The sequence below is a fragment of the Pseudomonas sp. BF-R-01 genome, from assembly GCF_019946615.1.
Lineage (GTDB): Bacteria > Pseudomonadota > Gammaproteobacteria > Pseudomonadales > Pseudomonadaceae > Aquipseudomonas > Aquipseudomonas migulae.
Genome location: NZ_JAGYFX010000128.1, coordinates 1 through 15,270, shown reverse-complemented (window position 1 = coordinate 15,270; position 15,270 = coordinate 1). Strand labels below are relative to the sequence as shown.

General features: G+C 60.8%; 14 protein-coding genes. 8 read left to right on the top strand and 6 right to left on the bottom strand.

Going from position 1 to position 15,270, the window contains the following annotated elements:
* Window positions 1–60 precede the first annotated feature (60 nt).
* The 4 genes from KGB27_RS28185 to KGB27_RS28170 are packed head-to-tail and all read right to left on the bottom strand — an operon-like array spanning window position 61 to window position 3,614.
* Window positions 61–918, bottom strand: a complete 858-nt coding sequence (locus KGB27_RS28185) for a ChaN family lipoprotein (RefSeq protein WP_223557162.1) — start codon at window positions 916–918, stop codon at window positions 61–63.
* Window positions 919–940: 22 nt separating this feature from the next.
* Window positions 941–1,708, bottom strand: a complete 768-nt coding sequence (locus tag KGB27_RS28180) for a heme ABC transporter ATP-binding protein (RefSeq protein ID WP_008036387.1) — start codon at window positions 1,706–1,708, stop codon at window positions 941–943.
* Window positions 1,708–2,691, bottom strand: coding sequence for a FecCD family ABC transporter permease (locus tag KGB27_RS28175; protein ID WP_223437586.1), 984 nt, complete (start codon window positions 2,689–2,691; stop codon window positions 1,708–1,710). The genes KGB27_RS28180 and KGB27_RS28175 overlap by 1 nt, the downstream gene beginning before the upstream one ends.
* A 50-nt stretch (window positions 2,692–2,741) precedes the next feature.
* On the bottom strand, window positions 2,742–3,614 hold the full coding sequence (locus KGB27_RS28170) for a hemin ABC transporter substrate-binding protein (protein WP_223557160.1): 873 nt from the start codon (window positions 3,612–3,614) through the stop codon (window positions 2,742–2,744).
* A gap of 166 nt (window positions 3,615–3,780) precedes the next feature.
* On the opposite strand from KGB27_RS28170, the gene KGB27_RS28165 reads away from it, so the two are divergent.
* Window positions 3,781–4,098 (top strand): Rieske (2Fe-2S) protein, encoded by a 318-nt coding sequence (locus KGB27_RS28165; RefSeq protein WP_223416203.1) that lies wholly within the window; start codon window positions 3,781–3,783, stop codon window positions 4,096–4,098.
* Here KGB27_RS28165 and sfsA read toward each other — a convergent pair.
* On the bottom strand, window positions 4,095–4,808 hold the full coding sequence (gene sfsA / locus KGB27_RS28160) for a DNA/RNA nuclease SfsA (protein WP_223557158.1): 714 nt from the start codon (window positions 4,806–4,808) through the stop codon (window positions 4,095–4,097). The two genes, KGB27_RS28165 and sfsA, sit on opposite strands and share 4 nt — an antisense overlap.
* A complete protein-coding gene (locus tag KGB27_RS28155) occupies window positions 4,808–5,980 on the bottom strand; it encodes a pyridoxal phosphate-dependent aminotransferase (protein ID WP_192227982.1) in 1,173 nt (390 codons plus the stop codon). The genes sfsA and KGB27_RS28155 overlap by 1 nt, the downstream gene beginning before the upstream one ends.
* A 336-nt stretch (window positions 5,981–6,316) precedes the next feature.
* Here KGB27_RS28155 and dksA point away from each other — a divergent pair, with 336 nt between their 5' ends.
* From dksA to folK, 7 genes are all read left to right on the top strand, one after another.
* Window positions 6,317–6,757 (top strand): RNA polymerase-binding protein DksA, encoded by a 441-nt coding sequence (gene dksA, locus KGB27_RS28150; RefSeq protein ID WP_007902025.1) that lies wholly within the window; start codon window positions 6,317–6,319, stop codon window positions 6,755–6,757.
* Between the two features lie 204 nt (window positions 6,758–6,961).
* Window positions 6,962–7,855 (top strand): tRNA glutamyl-Q(34) synthetase GluQRS, encoded by an 894-nt coding sequence (gene gluQRS / locus KGB27_RS28145; protein ID WP_263290159.1) that lies wholly within the window; start codon window positions 6,962–6,964, stop codon window positions 7,853–7,855.
* A gap of 77 nt (window positions 7,856–7,932) precedes the next feature.
* Complete coding sequence (locus tag KGB27_RS28140; RefSeq protein ID WP_003176118.1) at window positions 7,933–8,109, top strand: hypothetical protein; 177 nt, start codon at window positions 7,933–7,935, stop codon at window positions 8,107–8,109.
* Window positions 8,093–11,047, top strand: coding sequence for a sensor histidine kinase (locus tag KGB27_RS28135; protein WP_008033180.1), 2,955 nt, complete (start codon window positions 8,093–8,095; stop codon window positions 11,045–11,047). Before KGB27_RS28140 ends, KGB27_RS28135 begins: the two co-directional genes overlap by 17 nt.
* 22 nt (window positions 11,048–11,069) lie before the next feature.
* Window positions 11,070–12,506 (top strand): sigma-54-dependent transcriptional regulator, encoded by a 1,437-nt coding sequence (locus tag KGB27_RS28130; RefSeq protein WP_008036379.1) that lies wholly within the window; start codon window positions 11,070–11,072, stop codon window positions 12,504–12,506.
* A gap of 801 nt (window positions 12,507–13,307) precedes the next feature.
* Window positions 13,308–14,708: a polynucleotide adenylyltransferase PcnB gene (locus KGB27_RS28125; RefSeq protein ID WP_008033187.1), complete on the top strand. Its 1,401-nt coding sequence runs from the start codon at window positions 13,308–13,310 to the stop codon at window positions 14,706–14,708.
* A gap of 2 nt (window positions 14,709–14,710) precedes the next feature.
* The gene (gene folK / locus KGB27_RS28120; RefSeq protein ID WP_223416200.1) at window positions 14,711–15,190 is read left to right on the top strand and encodes a 2-amino-4-hydroxy-6-hydroxymethyldihydropteridine diphosphokinase; all 480 of its coding nucleotides are present in this window, start codon (window positions 14,711–14,713) and stop codon (window positions 15,188–15,190) included.
* The last annotated feature ends 80 nt before the right edge of the window (window positions 15,191–15,270 follow it).

Sequence of the window (15,270 nt, the reverse complement as noted above, 5' to 3'; positions counted from 1 at the left end):
GACTGATACATCGCTATCGCCGGCAAGCCGGCTCCTACAAGGGATCGGTTTAGCCGTGGCTTAGGGGTTTGATTTTGGCTGGCCCTTGCGCATCTCTGCACAGTAATCCGGCGCAGGCGTGGCAGGCGTGTACCAGACGTAATCGGCCATCGCCGCCGTGACTTCGCCACCTTGCTGCGCCAGCATTAAAACCACGGGGGCTTCGGGCGCTCCCAGATCAAGCGCATGGATCGGCACGCCGACATCCTTTCGCGCATGGTAAGCGCCGGCGAACAGCAATGAAGGGGTGGGTGCAGCCAACAGCCGCTCGGCCATGCGCCGGTCACGTTGCTGCTGGACGGCGAGCATCGCCGGCATTTGCGATTCGGGCAGCAGGCCACAATGGGAACCGCTGATCTGTGCCAGTAACTCATCCTTGACCGACGTGGCATTGGAGCGAGCGCCGCTTAATGTCGGCGGCCGGGCGTAAAAAGCACGCACCTCGACAGTGTCCAGGTTGGCGGCCAGCAGCGGATACGGTTGGGCCAGGGTGAAACGAACGATCGGCCCATACAGATTCCAGTCCCAGCCAGGTTGCCAGGCTAATGCACCAGGCAAATCCGAGGGCAGCGTCGAGGCGTGGCGAACGTCATCGACACGCAGCTGTTGATCCGGCGTGAGCATTTCCAGCAGCAGGCTGCCTTGCGGGCGCCGCTCTCCCAGCGCCTGCAATAACCAGCGTTGCAGTTCATGGTGATCGCGATTGTCATGCTGCTCCCCCACGATCAGTCGCGACGGCTTGGCCAGACGCGCCAGCAGTTCCTGCGCCGTCAGCGTCTGACCACTGCGCAAGTCGCGAATCTCGCCGGTGACCGGCGGCGTCGAAACATGCTGACAAGCACTCAGCATCAGCACCGCCAGAATCACCATCACACGCATACCCACACCCTCTATCAATGACTCAGCGGGCGATGATCAGCGGATGCCCACGCTCCGGGTGCTGCTGCACCAAGACGTCCAGCCCGAATACCGCCTTGAGCGGTTCCGGACGCAACACTTGCTCCGGGGTATCGAGCGCGACCGGGCGCCCGCCTTCGAGCAACAACAAGCGATCACAATAGCGCGCCGCCAGATTCAGATCATGCAGGATCACCAACACGGACGCGCCACGATCGGCGAACTCGCGCACCGCTTGCAAGGTGGTGTGTTGATGCAGCGGATCAAGCATCGAAGTCGGCTCGTCGAGCAACAGCGTTTGCCCCGCCTCGCCCGGCCAGAGTTGCGCCAGCACCCGCGCCAGATGCACGCGCTGACGTTCGCCGCCGGACAATGCCAGATAGCTGCGACCACTCAAATGCCCGGCATCGGCAGCCTGCAACGCGGCGGCGACGATTTCGTCATCGCGGACCCGGCCGGTCTGGTGCGGCAAGCGCCCCATGCCGACGACTTCCTCGACGCGAAAGGCGAAGTTCAAGGTCGAGACTTGTGGCAATACCGCCAGGCGTTGCGCTCGTTGCGCGCCAGTCCAGTCACGCAACTCGCGCTCATCGAGCCACACGCTGGCATGATCAGCCTGCAACTCGCCGCACAAGGCGCCCAGCAACGTACTTTTGCCCGCACCGTTAGGCCCCAGCACGCCGAGGACCTCTCCCGGTTTGAGTTCAAGCGTAATATCCATCAGGACAATCTTGCGGCCTCGGCGGATGTGCAGATTTTGCGTTCGCAACATCAGGCACGCCCTCGCAGCAATAGATAAAGAAAGACCGGCGCACCGATCATCGCGGTGACGATTCCGATCGGCAACTCCGCCGGCGCCAAGGCCAGTCGCGCCACCAGATCCGCGAACAACAGGAGACTGGCGCCCGCCAGCACCGAGGCCGGCAGCAACACCCGATGATCGGGCCCGGCCAGCAGACGCACCAGATGCGGCACCACCAGCCCGACAAAGCCGATCATCCCCGCCGCTGCCACCGCCGCGCCGACACCCAACGCCGTGCAAAGCACCAACTCACGCTTGAGCTTTTCGACGTCGATGCCCAGGTGTCCGGCCTCCGACTCGCCCAGCAACAACGCATTCAACGCCTTGGCGCGACGCGGCAACCACAGCGCCACGCCGGCACTGATCAACAGTAACGGCCAGAGTCGCGAATAACTGGCACCGTTCAGACTGCCCAGATTCCAGAAGGTCAGCGTTCGCAGTGTCGTGTCATCTGCCAGGTAGGTAAACAGCCCCACGATCGAGCCGGCCAGCGCCGTCAAAGCGAGACCCGCCAACAGCATGGTTGCGACATCGGTTTGCCCGTTGCGCCGACCCAGTCGATACACCATCGCTGTCACGCCGAGCCCGCCGAGAAACGCGCACAGCGATAAAAGGTACGGCCCGAGGAATTCCGGCAACCCACCAAACGCCGAGCCACCGACAATTGCAATGGCCGCGCCTAATGCCGCGCCACCGGAAACGCCCACCAACCCCGGATCGGCCAATGGGTTGCGAAACAAGCCCTGCATCGCCACGCCCGACAATGCCAGCACACCACCCACCGCCAATCCCAACAAGGTACGCGGCAGGCGAATCTGCCCGAGGATCAGCTCGGCCTGCTCCAGTCCGTCAGGCGCAAAGGGCAGGCCGATCATGCGTAACGCTGCACGCAAGGTATCGAGCAACGGCAGGCTCACCGGACCGAGCGCCAACGACAGCCAGATCGCCAGCAAACACAGCAGGCTCAGGCCGATGAACAACGCCCGGGGTTTTACCAGGACGGTCATTGAGCAACAGTGCCGGGATAGAAACCGTCACTGATCTTTTTCAACGCCTCGGGCAATCGCGGGCCTAGCCCACCCACCAGCAGCGTTGGATCGAGCTCCATGACGCGCCCGTCCTTGGCGGCGCGAGTGGAAGACAGAATAGGGTTTTCCTTGAACAGCGCCGCACGCGCCGCCTCGCCGCTCAGTGCGCGGTCGGCAAACACCAGCACCTCGGGGTCCAGGCTGATCAAGGACTCGTTGGAAAAAGGTTTGTAACCGGTGTGCGTCGCCAGGTTGTGCCCACCGGCCTTTTGAATCATCCAATCAGCCGCGGTGTCCTTGCCAGCGATAAGAGGCTTGCCGCCCGCATGACCGAGCAGCACCAGCACACCCGGTGAGGGCTGCGTCAGCTGCGCATTGGTGACCCGAACCTTTTGCTGATCGAGCTGCTGTTGATAGCCCTGGAACAGTTGCGCAGCCTTTTCCTCGGCGCCGAGCAATTTGCCCAACTGCTGCAAGTTAGCCTGCAACGTCGGCAGATCCGGCTGAGCCGAAAACAGTTCGACTTGCACCCCCGCCGTGCGAATCTGCGAAATCACCGGCGGCGGCCCCATTTCTTCGGTGCCGACCAGGATCTGCGGGCGTAAGCTCAAGATGCCCTCCGCCGACAGCTGCCGCTGATAACCGATGCTTGGTAACGCCTTGAGCGATTCCGGGTGCTGGCTGGTGGTGTCGACACCGACCAGTTTCGATTCGCCGCCGAGCGCGCTGACCCACTCCGACAAGGCCCCACCGGCGCTGACCCAGCGTTGTGGCAACTCGGCCGCTGCGGCGTGGTGGCTGACGAGAAGTCCGGCACAGAGCGCAGCAACGCGGGTACTCAGGCGCATAAACAGCTTCCTTTAATGGTTTTCCCAGGCATTGAAGTGACAGGCCAAGTATCCTCGGCATCCGGCACCTGCACCCGACGGGCGAAGCGGCCATTTGATAATTGTTTGCATTTGAACGTCAAGCTCGGACATATCCAGTCACGAGCCGCCGCACTTGAGGATAGACATGAAGTTTCTTTGCGCAGGCGCTGAGCTGGCCGAATCCAGCAGCCGCGGTTTCGAAATCGACGGCGAGAAGCTATTCGCCGTACGCCGGAACGGTCAGGTCTATGTCTATATCAACCGTTGCCCACACCGTGGCGTCGGGCTGGAATGGACACCCGACCGGTTTCTCGACCCCAGCAACAGCCTGATCCAGTGCGCCACCCACGGCGCACTGTTCCTGATCGAAGACGGCGAGTGCGTCGCCGGCCCATGCGCCGGACAATCCCTGACCACCATTGAATGTCGCGAAGACGCTCAAGGAATCTGGGTCAGCCTTTAACCGTTGAGCAGCACCTCAAGACGCCGCTCGACCCGCATTTCCTCGTGGGTCAACCGCACGCCGTAAGCCAGGACTTCAACACCGCACGCCACCGCTTCTCGCAAAGCGGCCGCGTAGGCCGAATCGATTTCCTCAGCAGGACGCACGGCATCGATGCCGGTGAGGTTCACGCAATACAACTGCACCGCACGGATCCCGTCCCGCGCCAGATGCGCCAGTTCCCGCAAATGCTTGGCACCACGCTGAGTGACCGCATCGGGAAACGCCGCCACCGATGAGCCATCGAAGCCCAACGTCACACTTTTGACTTCCACATACGCCGGCCCGCTTGGGTAATCGAGGCGAAAGTCGATGCGACTGTTCTCCTGCCCGTAGGCCACTTCGCGTTTCAGTTCAGTGAAGCCGTTGAGTTCAGTAATGACGCCGCCCCGCAGTGCTTCCTCAATCAAACCGTTGGCGCGCCCGGTGTTCACGCAGAACAAGCGACCTTGAGGGGTCTCGCCGATTTCCCAAGTGCCGGGTAATTTGCGCTTGGGATCATTGGAGCGACTGAACCAGACCTGCCCGCCCTCCACCTGACAATTGAGCATCGAGCCGGTGTTCGGGCAGTGAATGGTCAGCAACTCGCCGTGAACGGTTTCGATATCGGCGAGAAAACGCTTGTAACGTCGGATCAGTCGACCTTCTTCGAGGGTAGGATTGAACCGCATCAGCCTTGCCAGCTCTTCAAGCCGCGAGCGATGCGTTCGACCGCTTCCTGCAAACGCGGAAGGCTTTGGGTGTAGGCAAACCGCACGTGGTGGCCGGCCTGAAAACGCCCGAAGTCGAGGCCCGGCGTAATCGCAACGTGCTCGGTTTCAAGGAAATGCCGACAGAACGCGAAGGCATCGCCGCCGAACTTGCTGATATCGGCATACAAATAGAACGCGCCTTCGGGTTCAACGGCGATGCCGAAACCCAACTCTCGCAGTGCAGGCAGCAGAAAATCCCGGCGCCGACCAAACTCGGCGCGACGCTCTTCAAGAATGGCGATGGTCGCAGGCTCGAAACAGGCCAGCGCGGCATGCTGGGCCATGCTCGGGGCGCTGATGTAGAGGTTCTGTGCGAGTTTTTCCAGTTCGCCGACCGCCGCTTCCGGCGCCACCAGCCAACCGAGTCGCCAGCCGGTCATGCCGAAATACTTTGAAAAACTATTCAGTACGAAGGCGCTGTCATCGACTTCCAGCACGCTGGTGGCATCGGTGCCGTAAGTCAGGCCGTGATAGATCTCGTCCACCACCAGATGGCCATGCCGCGCCTTGATCGCGGTCGACAGGCCCGCCAGCTCATCGCGGGTCAGGAGGGTTCCGGTCGGGTTGGCCGGCGACGCCACCAGCGCGCCGACGCTGTCGTGATCCCAATGACGGTCGATCAAGTCCGGTGTCAGTTGGTAACGCACCTCCGGACCGACAGGAACAAGCTGTGCCGCGCCTTCCACCAACCGCAGGAAATGCCGGTTGCAGGGGTAACCCGGGTCCGCCAGCAGCCAGTGTTTGCCCGGATCCACCAGCAACGCACTGGCCAGCAGCAACGCGCCGGAACCGCCGGGGGTGATGAGGATTCGCCGCGGATCGATGTTCAAACCGTAACGCTGCTGATAGAAGCTGGAAATGGCCTCACGCAGCTCGGGAATGCCACGGGCGGCGGTGTAACGGGTTTTCCCCGCCGTCAGCGCGGCCTGGCCGGCCTGGATGATCGGCTCGGCGGTGGTGAAATCCGGCTCGCCGATTTCCAGGTGGATAACGTCGTGGCCGGCAGCTTGCAGTTCATTGGCCCGCGCCAGCAGCGCCATGACATGGAACGGTTCGATCGCGCGACTGCGGGCACTGTAGGACTGAGCCATGAGCCTTCCTTCAACAGGGTAAAAAAAACCGATTCTACCCAAGCGCAGGAACGAGCGAGAACCTAAAGCGGTCAGACGCGTTAAGACCTTGGCCACAAACGACCCATGCGAGTGCGCAAGGTTTGACTAAAATCATTAATTGATCAGGTCTCCAGCACCACCGGTCAAGGCTTTGCAATCATTTGCAAGCCCTTCGGGCCACTACCTCGACATCCGGGAGTAGCGCGGCCCGATTTGATCTGGTAAGTTCGCCCGCTTGCAGCCGCAGGGCCGGCAGGTGTCGGTGATGGAGCAATCCTGCGCAGATGGATTACAAGAGTAGAGGCGGTCCATTTCATGCCCACCCAAGCAAAGCAGCAAAATCAGTCGATCAGCGGCTTCGAACCCTACAAAGAAGTAAAGGGCGAGGAGTACATGGGCAAACCCATGCGCGCTCACTTCACCAAGATCCTGAACAAGTGGAAACAGGACTTGATGCAGGAAGTCGACCGCACGGTTGATCACATGAAAGACGAGGCGGCCAACTTCCCTGACCCGGCAGACCGTGCCAGCCAGGAAGAAGAATTCAGCCTTGAATTGCGCGCCCGTGACCGCGAGCGCAAGTTGATCAAGAAGATCGACAAGACGCTGCAATTGATCGAAGACGAAGAATATGGCTGGTGCGAGTCCTGCGGCGTCGAGATCGGCGTCAAGCGACTGGAAGCACGCCCTACCGCCGACATGTGCGTTGACTGCAAGACCCTGGCGGAAATCAAGGAAAAGCAAGTCGGCAAGTAATTGCGACTTGAACGAAGAACGGAGCGTGCGAACGCTCCGTTTTTGTTTCTGATATTTGCTGATGTTTATTGCGTCTTCGGAATCGCCTTCGCGAGCAAGCTTCGCTCCTACAGGAGATTGCGCCGGCCTTTGTAGGAGCGAAGCTTGCTCGCGAAGGCGGCTTCAAGCCATGCTCAAAACGATTGGACAGCCTGAAATCGCCTTATGACCGCCATCGCCCCCGCCTACATCGGACGCTTCGCCCCCACGCCAAGCGGCCATCTGCATTTCGGTTCACTGGTCGCAGCGCTGGCCTCGTACCTCGATGCGCGCTCGGTGGGCGGGCGCTGGTTGATGCGCATGGAAGACCTTGATCCGCCACGGGAAGAACCCGGTGCCCAAGCGGCCATCCTCAAGGCGCTGGAAAGCTACGGTTTCGAATGGGACGGCGAAATGGTCCGACAGAGCGACCGCCACGACGCCTACGCCGAAGTGCTCAATCGCCTGTTCAATCACGGCCTGGCCTACGCCTGCACGTGCTCGCGCAAACAACTGGAGCCCTATCACGGCATTTATCCGGGTTTGTGTCGCAATGCGGGCCATTGCACTGAAGATGCCGCCATTCGACTGCGCGTGCCTGAGCTGGAATACCACTTCATCGACCGCGTGCAGGGCGAGTACCGTCAACACCTGGGGCGGGACGTCGGTGATTTCGTGATCCGCCGCCGCGACGGGCTCTACGCCTATCAACTGGCGGTGGTGCTTGATGATGCCTGGCAAGGCATCACCGACATCGTCCGTGGCGCCGACCTGCTGGACTCCACGCCACGCCAGCTCTATCTGCAAGAACTACTGGGTTTTTCGCAACCGCGCTATCTGCACATCCCGCTGATTACCCAGCCTGACGGCAACAAGCTCGGCAAGTCCTACCGTTCGCCGCCGCTGACCGAAGACCAGGCAACACCGTTGTTGCTGCGCGCATTGCGCGCACTCGGGCAAAATCCCGGCACAGAACTGGCGTACGCCACACCAGGGGAAGTGCTGAACTGGGGCATCGCCCACTGGGACGCGCTGAAGATCCCGCGCACACTCAACCTGCCCGAAGCGCAACTACAGTGATCAGACTTGCAGTGGCGCGCCCATCCGTTACCATCGCCGCACGTTTTCGGGCACGCGCATAAAAAAGAGAGGCCGGGATGTACATCTATCGCTTGGTCCTGCTCCTGGTAGTGGGGATTTACCTGTTTTCCCCGGCCATCATGGATTGGTGGATCGACGCCACTGGCGCCTGGTATCGCCCGTATCTGCTCTGGCTGATTCTGATCGTCGTGACCTTCATCCTGCAGAGCCAAAAAGATGCCGATGAGCTTTAGCCTGACCCAGATGATCCTGATCAGCGCCGCGTACCTGGCGGTGCTGTTCGGCGTCGCCTGGATCAGCGAACGGGGCATGATCCCCCGGGCGATCATTCGCCACCCCCTGACTTACACCCTGTCGCTGGGCGTTTACGCCAGTGCCTGGGCGTTTTACGGCACGGTGGGCCTTGCCTATCAGTACGGCTACGGCTTTCTCTCCAGCTACCTTGGGGTTTCCGGGGCATTTCTGCTCGCGCCGGTGTTGCTGTATCCGATCCTGAAGATCACTCGCACGTATCAACTGTCGTCGCTGGCCGACCTGTTCGCGTTCCGCTTTCGCAGTACCTGGGCCGGCGCACTGACCACGATCTTCATGCTGATCGGCGTGCTGCCGTTGCTGGCCCTGCAGATTCAGGCCGTGGCGGACTCCATCGGCATCCTCACCCGCGAACCGGTGCAGCATCGCGTGGCCCTGAGCTTTTGCGCGCTGATTACACTGTTCACGATTTTCTTCGGCTCGCGCCACATCGCCACCCGCGAGAAACACGAAGGCCTGGTGTTTGCCATTGCCTTCGAGTCGGTGATCAAGCTGATCGCCATTGGCGGCGTTGGTTTGTATGCACTGTACGGCGTGTTCGACGGCCCGCAACAGCTGGAACTGTGGCTGCTGCAAAACCAGACCGCCCTCGCCGCGTTGCACACGCCTTTGCAGGAAGGCCCGTGGCGCACGCTGTTGCTGGTGTTCTTCGCCTCGGCGATTGTGATGCCGCACATGTACCACATGACCTTTACCGAAAACCTCAACCCGCGCTCGCTGGTCAGCGCGAGTTGGGGCTTGCCGTTGTTCCTGCTGTTGATGAGCCTGGCGGTGCCGCTGATTCTCTGGGCCGGCCTGAAACTGGGGGCCACGACCAATCCGGAATACTTCACGCTGGGCATCGGTATTGCCGCCAACAGCAAAGCCTTGGCGCTGCTGGCGTATGTCGGCGGGCTATCGGCCGCCAGCGGGCTGATCATCGTCACCACCCTGGCCCTGTCCGGGATGGCGCTGAACCACCTGGTGCTGCCGCTCTATCAGCCACCGGCCGAAGGCAACATCTACCGCTGGTTGAAATGGACACGTCGGGCGCTGATCGTCGCGATCATCATGGCCGGTTACGGTTTCTATCTGCTGCTGGGCGCAGAGCAGGACCTGGCCAACCTCGGCATCGTCGCGTTTGTGGCGACGTTGCAGTTCCTGCCGGGCGTGCTGTCCGTTCTGTACTGGCCGACCGCCAACCGCCGTGGCTTCATCGCCGGTTTGCTGGCGGGGATTCTGGTGTGGCTGGTGACCATGCTGTTGCCGCTGGTCGGCAACCTGCAAGGCTTCTACATTCCGCTGCTGAACATGATCTACGTGCTGGACGACACCAGTTGGCACATGGCCGCAATCGCCTCGTTGGCCGCCAACGTACTGATGTTCACCCTGATTTCGCTGTTCACCAACGCCAGCCCCGAAGAAGCCAGCGCCGCCGAAGCTTGCGCCGTGGACAACGTGCGTCGCCCGCAACGTCGGGAGTTGCACGCCGCCTCGCCTCAGGAATTCGCCACGCAACTGGCCAAACCCTTGGGCGCCAAGGCAGCGCAGAAAGAAGTCGAACAAGCGCTGCGCGATCTCTACCTGCCGTTCGACGAGCGCCGGCCTTACGCCTTGCGCCGCTTGCGCGACCGGATCGAAGCCAACCTCTCCGGCCTGATGGGCCCGAGCGTGGCGCAGGACATGGTCGAGACCTTCCTGCCTTATAAGGCCGGCGGCGAAAACTACGTCACCGAAGACATTCACTTCATCGAAAGCCGCCTCGAGGATTACCACTCGCGCCTGACCGGCCTGGCTGCCGAACTCGATGCCCTGCGCCGCTACCACCGCCAGACCCTGCAGGAATTGCCGATGGGCGTTTGCTCGCTGGCCAAGGATCAGGAAATCCTCATGTGGAACAAAGCCATGGAGGAGCTGACCGGAATCGCCGCGCAGCGTGTGGTCGGTTCGCGCCTGAGCACCATCGCCGATCCGTGGAAAGAACTGCTGCAAGGCTTCATCAATCTGCCGGACGAGCATTTGCACAAGCAACATCTGGCCCTTGATGGCCAGACCCGCTGGCTGAACCTGCACAAAGCGGCGATCGACGAACCGCTCGCGCCGGGTAACAGTGGTTTGGTATTGCTGGTGGAAGACCTCACCGAAACGCAGATGCTCGAAGACAAACTGGTGCACTCCGAGCGCCTGGCCAGTATCGGCCGCCTCGCTGCGGGCGTGGCCCATGAAATCGGCAACCCGATCACCGGCATCGCTTGCCTGGCGCAGAACCTGCGCGAAGAACGCGAAGACGATGGCGAGCTGAAGGAAATCAGCGGGCAGATTCTGGAACAGACCAAACGCGTATCGCGCATCGTCCAGTCGCTGATGAGTTTCGCCCACGCCGGCAGTCATCAGCACAACGACGAGCCCGTCTGTCTGGCCGAAGTGGCCCAGGACGCCATTGGTTTGCTGGCCCTGAACCGACGCAATTTCGAAGTGCAGTTCTACAACCTGTGCGACCCCGATCACTGGGTCGAAGGCGATCCGCAGCGACTCGCCCAAGTACTGATCAACCTGCTCTCAAACGCCCGTGACGCCTCGCCTCCCGGCAGTGCGGTGCGGGTAAAAAGCGAAGCCGGCGAACACACGGTCGACCTGATCGTGGAAGACGAAGGCAGCGGTATTCCATCGAGCATCATGGATAGGTTGTTCGAACCTTTCTTCACCACCAAGGATCCTGGCGAAGGCACCGGTCTGGGCCTTGCACTGGTCTATTCCATCGTTGAAGAGCATTATGGACAAATCACCATCGACAGCCCGGCTGATGTTCAAAGCCAACGCGGCACCCGTATCCGGGTGACCTTGCCGCGTCATGTCGAAGCGACGTCCGCTGTGAACTGAGACCGTCGAGAGTATCGAATCAATGCCGCACATTTTGATCGTCGAAGACGAAACAATTATCCGCTCCGCCTTGCGCCGCCTGCTGGAACGTAACCAGTACCAGGTCAGCGAAGCCGGTTCAGTGCAGGAAGCACAAGAACGCTTCACCATTCCCACGTTCGACCTGATCGTCAGCGACCTGCGTTTGCCTGGCGCGCCGGGCACCGAGTTGATCAAACTCGGCCAGGGCACGCCGGTGCTGATCATGACCAGCTACGCCAGCCTGCGCTCGGCGGTCGACTCCATGAAGATGGGCGCGGTGGATTACATCGCCAAGCCTTTCGACCACGACGAAATGCTCCAGGCCGTCGCACGCATCCTGCGTGACCGGCAATCGGTACAGGCCAGCGGTGAACCTGCCGTCGGCAAAGCCGGCAATGGCGCGGCGAAACCGGGTGTCGACAACAGCAACGGCGAAATCGGCATTATCGGTTCGTGCCCGCCGATGCAGGATCTGTACAGCAAGATCCGCAAAGTCGCGCCGACCGATTCCAATGTCCTGATCCAGGGCGAGTCCGGCACCGGTAAAGAACTGGTGGCCCGCGCCCTGCACAACCTGTCCAGGCGCGCCAAGGCACCGATGATTTCGGTGAACTGCGCGGCGATTCCGGAAAGCCTGATCGAGTCCGAACTGTTCGGCCACGAAAAAGGCGCGTTCACCGGTGCCAGCGCCGGGCGTGCAGGCCTGGTGGAAGCGGCTGATGGCGGCACCTTGTTCCTCGACGAAATCGGCGAACTGCCACTGGAAGCCCAGGCCCGCTTGCTGCGCGTGTTGCAGGAAGGCGAAATTCGCCGGGTCGGTTCGGTCCAGTCGCAGAAAGTCGATGTGCGCTTGATCGCCGCGACTCACCGGGACCTCAAGAGCCTCGCGAAGATCGGCCAGTTCCGTGAAGACTTGTATTACCGCCTCCACGTGATCGCCCTGAAACTGCCGGCCCTGCGTGAGCGCGGTGCCGACGTCAACGAAATCGCCAATGCCTTCCTGGCGCGGCAGAGCGCGCGGGTCAACCGCACCGATCTGAAGTTCGCCGCAGACGCCGAGCAGGCAATTCGTCATTACTCCTGGCCGGGCAACGTGCGCGAACTGGAAAACGCGGTCGAACGCGCGGTCATCCTGTGCGAGAGCCCGGAAATTTCCGCCGAGCTGCTGGGCATCGACATCGAGCTGAGCGACCTGGAAGACGACGAGTTCATCGGCCTGCCTCCGCAACAGGGCAACGGCGCCGGCAACAACAATCATGAGCCGACCGAAGACCTGTCACTGGAAGACTACTTCCAGCACTTCGTCCTCGAACATCAGGACCACATGACCGAAACCGAGCTGGCACGCAAACTGGGCGTCAGCCGTAAATGCCTGTGGGAACGCCGCCAACGCCTGGGCATTCCGCGGCGCAAGACCGGGGTGGCCAGCGAGAGCTGAGCGGGTAACACATGATTGTGTGAAGAAACTGTTACCCCAGTTTTTTCACGTAACAGAAACCGGGGCTTACGGTAACGAAGCCCCGGTTTTTTTTGGCCTCGAAAAAGCCCATCAAGTGACGTAACCCCTTGTTTTGCTAGGCTTCGCAAAAGTTGGCACGCACCCTGCTATATGTTTGGTACAAGAACAATAACAAGCAATGTACAAGACAATAAAAATAAGACGTATCGACTCACGCACAATAAAAACAAGACGGCATGAGGCGTAGCTAACTGATTCTTTTGGAGAGGCGTTGTATTTGGGGCTTGCCCCACGACCAGGCCGAGAACAACAAAAAACTGTCTTGAGACAGAGCCTGAACTGGTTGGATCGCAAGATCACTGCAGCACAGCGACCAAAGCAATCCGTTTGCTCTTGGCTCCCGATTGGGAGGGTCATGAAGGAAAACTTCATGACGCGGGCACTCAACAAAAACAAGAAGCCCGAAACCAATAACAAAAATAGAACATGCAACTACTTCTTGGGGAGCTTCGGCTCCCCTTGTAGTTTCCGCGATTTGGAACGGTTACTCGCTCTAGGCTGTAGGAGCAAGCTTGCTCGCGATGGTCGTGAACGATAACGCGTTAATCCAGATTCCCAGCGGCGCCCTTCAGTTTTTCGCGAGCAAGCTCGCTCCTACAGGGGTGCTTACAGCTCATATCGGCTGTGTCCTACACCATCCCCCGACTAAATGCTAGAATCCCCGCCCATCATGCGGTCATTCTTCGTTTTGGCCGAACATTCCTTCAAACAGTGCATCCCATGCTGAAGAAGCTGTTCCAGTCATTCCGTTCTCCCAAGCGTCATACGCAACACATCCGCAGCACGCCTGAAGTGCTTAACAGCGGCCAACACTCGCTGCAAAAGGCACAATTCAGCCGTTACGCGGTGAATATCGTCGAACGCCTGCAGAACGCCGGTTACCAGGCTTACCTGGTCGGCGGTTGTGTGCGTGACATGATGCTCGGCATCACACCGAAAGACTTTGACGTCGCCACCAGTGCCACCCCTGAACAGGTGCGCGCCGAATTCCGCAATGCGCGGATCATCGGCCGCCGCTTCAAACTGGTGCATATCCACTTTGGCCGCGAAATCATTGAAGTCGCGACCTTCCGCGCCAATCACCCGCAAAACGATGAAGAGGAAGACAGCAACCAGTCCTCCCGCAACGAGAGCGGGCGCATTCTGCGCGATAACGTCTACGGCACGCTGGAAGAAGACGCGCAACGCCGCGACTTCACCATCAACGCCCTGTATTACGATCCGGTCAGCGAGCGCATCCTCGACTACGCCAACGGCGTACACGACATCCGCAACCACCTGATCCGCCTGATCGGCGATCCGAAACAACGCTACCAGGAAGACCCGGTGCGGATGCTGCGCGCCGTGCGTTTCGCCGCCAAGCTGAATTTCGGCATCGAAAAACACAGCGCCCTGCCGATCCGCGACCTGGCACCGATGCTGCGCGAGATCCCGTCGGCCCGTCTGTTCGAAGAAGTGCTCAAGCTGTTCCTCTCCGGCCACGCCGCGGACACCTTCGAGATGCTGGTCGACCTGCAGCTGTTCGATCCGCTGTTCCCGGCCAGTGCCGAGGCGCTGGAATACAACCCGACGTACACCCACACCCTGATCAGCGAAGCGCTGATCAACACCGACCTGCGCATCAAGCAGAACAAACCGGTGACCCCGGCGTTCCTGTTTGCAGCTCTGTTGTGGCCTGCCCTGCCCGCCCGCGTGCTGCGTTTGCAGGAACGCGGCATGCCGCCGATTCCGGCGATGCAGGAAGCGGCGCACGAGCTGATTGCCGAACAGTGCCAGCGGATCGCGATTCCAAAACGCTTCACCATGCCGATCCGCGAGATCTGGGACATGCAGGAACGCCTGCCGCGCCGCAGCGGCAAACGCGCCGACCTGCTGCTGGACAACCCGCGTTTCCGCGCCGGTTACGACTTCCTGCTGCTGCGCGAAAGCGCTGGCGAACAGACCGATGGCCTGGGCGAATGGTGGACGGATTATCAGGACGCCAACGACAGCGAACGTCGTGACATGATCCGCGACCTCAGCGGCAAGGAAGACGGCACTGGCGCGCCACGCAAACGTCGCCGCAGCGGCGGTGCCAAGCGCAAACGTGCAGCCGGCGCACCGAGCACCACGGGCGAGTAAGCATGGAACGCATCTACATCGGCATGGGCAGCAACCTGGCTGACCCCGCCGAACAATTGCGCAGCGCCGTCGAAGCGCTGGCGCGGTTGCCGCAGACCGAACTGGTCGGGGTTTCCGGGTTTTATCAGAGCGACTCGCTGCTGCCTGGCCAACCGCGTTACACCAACGCGGTCGCCGCCCTCGACAGCACGCTTGCCCCGCTGGAGCTGCTCGATGCGCTGCAAGCCATCGAGAACGGACAGGGCCGCGAGCGTCTTGAGCGCTGGGGGCCACGCACGCTTGATCTCGACATCGTGCTGTTCGGTGATCGGCTGATCGACGAGCCACGCCTCAAAGTGCCCCACTACCATATGCAGGAACGCGCGTTCGTTCTGTATCCGCTGGCCGAGTTGGCGCCAGTGGATTTGCGGTTGGCCGATGGCCGTACCTTGGCCGAACTGCTTCAGGCCTGCCCGTTCGTCGGGTTGGAACGCCTCCCCTGACCTCCGCCATCCCCCTGTAGGAGCGAAGCTTGCTCGCGAAAGCGGTGTGACAGTCGACATAAATATTGAATGTCACACCG

Excerpts from the sequence above, each read along its gene's own strand:
- KGB27_RS28165 (WP_223416203.1), top strand. The coding sequence starts at position 3,781 with ATGAAGTTTCTTTGCGCAGGCGCTGAGCTGGCCGAATCCAGCAGCCGC.
- KGB27_RS28155 (WP_192227982.1), bottom strand. The coding sequence starts at position 5,980 with ATGGCTCAGTCCTACAGTGCCCGCAGTCGCGCGATCGAACCGTTCCAT.
- sfsA (WP_223557158.1), bottom strand. The coding sequence starts at position 4,808 with ATGCGGTTCAATCCTACCCTCGAAGAAGGTCGACTGATCCGACGTTAC.
- KGB27_RS28135 (WP_008033180.1), top strand. The coding sequence starts at position 8,093 with ATGCCGATGAGCTTTAGCCTGACCCAGATGATCCTGATCAGCGCCGCG.
- dksA (WP_007902025.1), top strand. The coding sequence starts at position 6,317 with ATGCCCACCCAAGCAAAGCAGCAAAATCAGTCGATCAGCGGCTTCGAA.
- KGB27_RS28140 (WP_003176118.1), top strand. The coding sequence starts at position 7,933 with ATGTACATCTATCGCTTGGTCCTGCTCCTGGTAGTGGGGATTTACCTG.
- KGB27_RS28180 (WP_008036387.1), bottom strand. The coding sequence starts at position 1,708 with ATGTTGCGAACGCAAAATCTGCACATCCGCCGAGGCCGCAAGATTGTC.
- KGB27_RS28125 (WP_008033187.1), top strand. The coding sequence starts at position 13,308 with ATGCTGAAGAAGCTGTTCCAGTCATTCCGTTCTCCCAAGCGTCATACG.
- KGB27_RS28185 (WP_223557162.1), bottom strand. The coding sequence starts at position 918 with ATGCGTGTGATGGTGATTCTGGCGGTGCTGATGCTGAGTGCTTGTCAG.
- KGB27_RS28130 (WP_008036379.1), top strand. The coding sequence starts at position 11,070 with ATGCCGCACATTTTGATCGTCGAAGACGAAACAATTATCCGCTCCGCC.
- KGB27_RS28170 (WP_223557160.1), bottom strand. The coding sequence starts at position 3,614 with ATGCGCCTGAGTACCCGCGTTGCTGCGCTCTGTGCCGGACTTCTCGTC.
- gluQRS (WP_263290159.1), top strand. The coding sequence starts at position 6,962 with ATGACCGCCATCGCCCCCGCCTACATCGGACGCTTCGCCCCCACGCCA.
- folK (WP_223416200.1), top strand. The coding sequence starts at position 14,711 with ATGGAACGCATCTACATCGGCATGGGCAGCAACCTGGCTGACCCCGCC.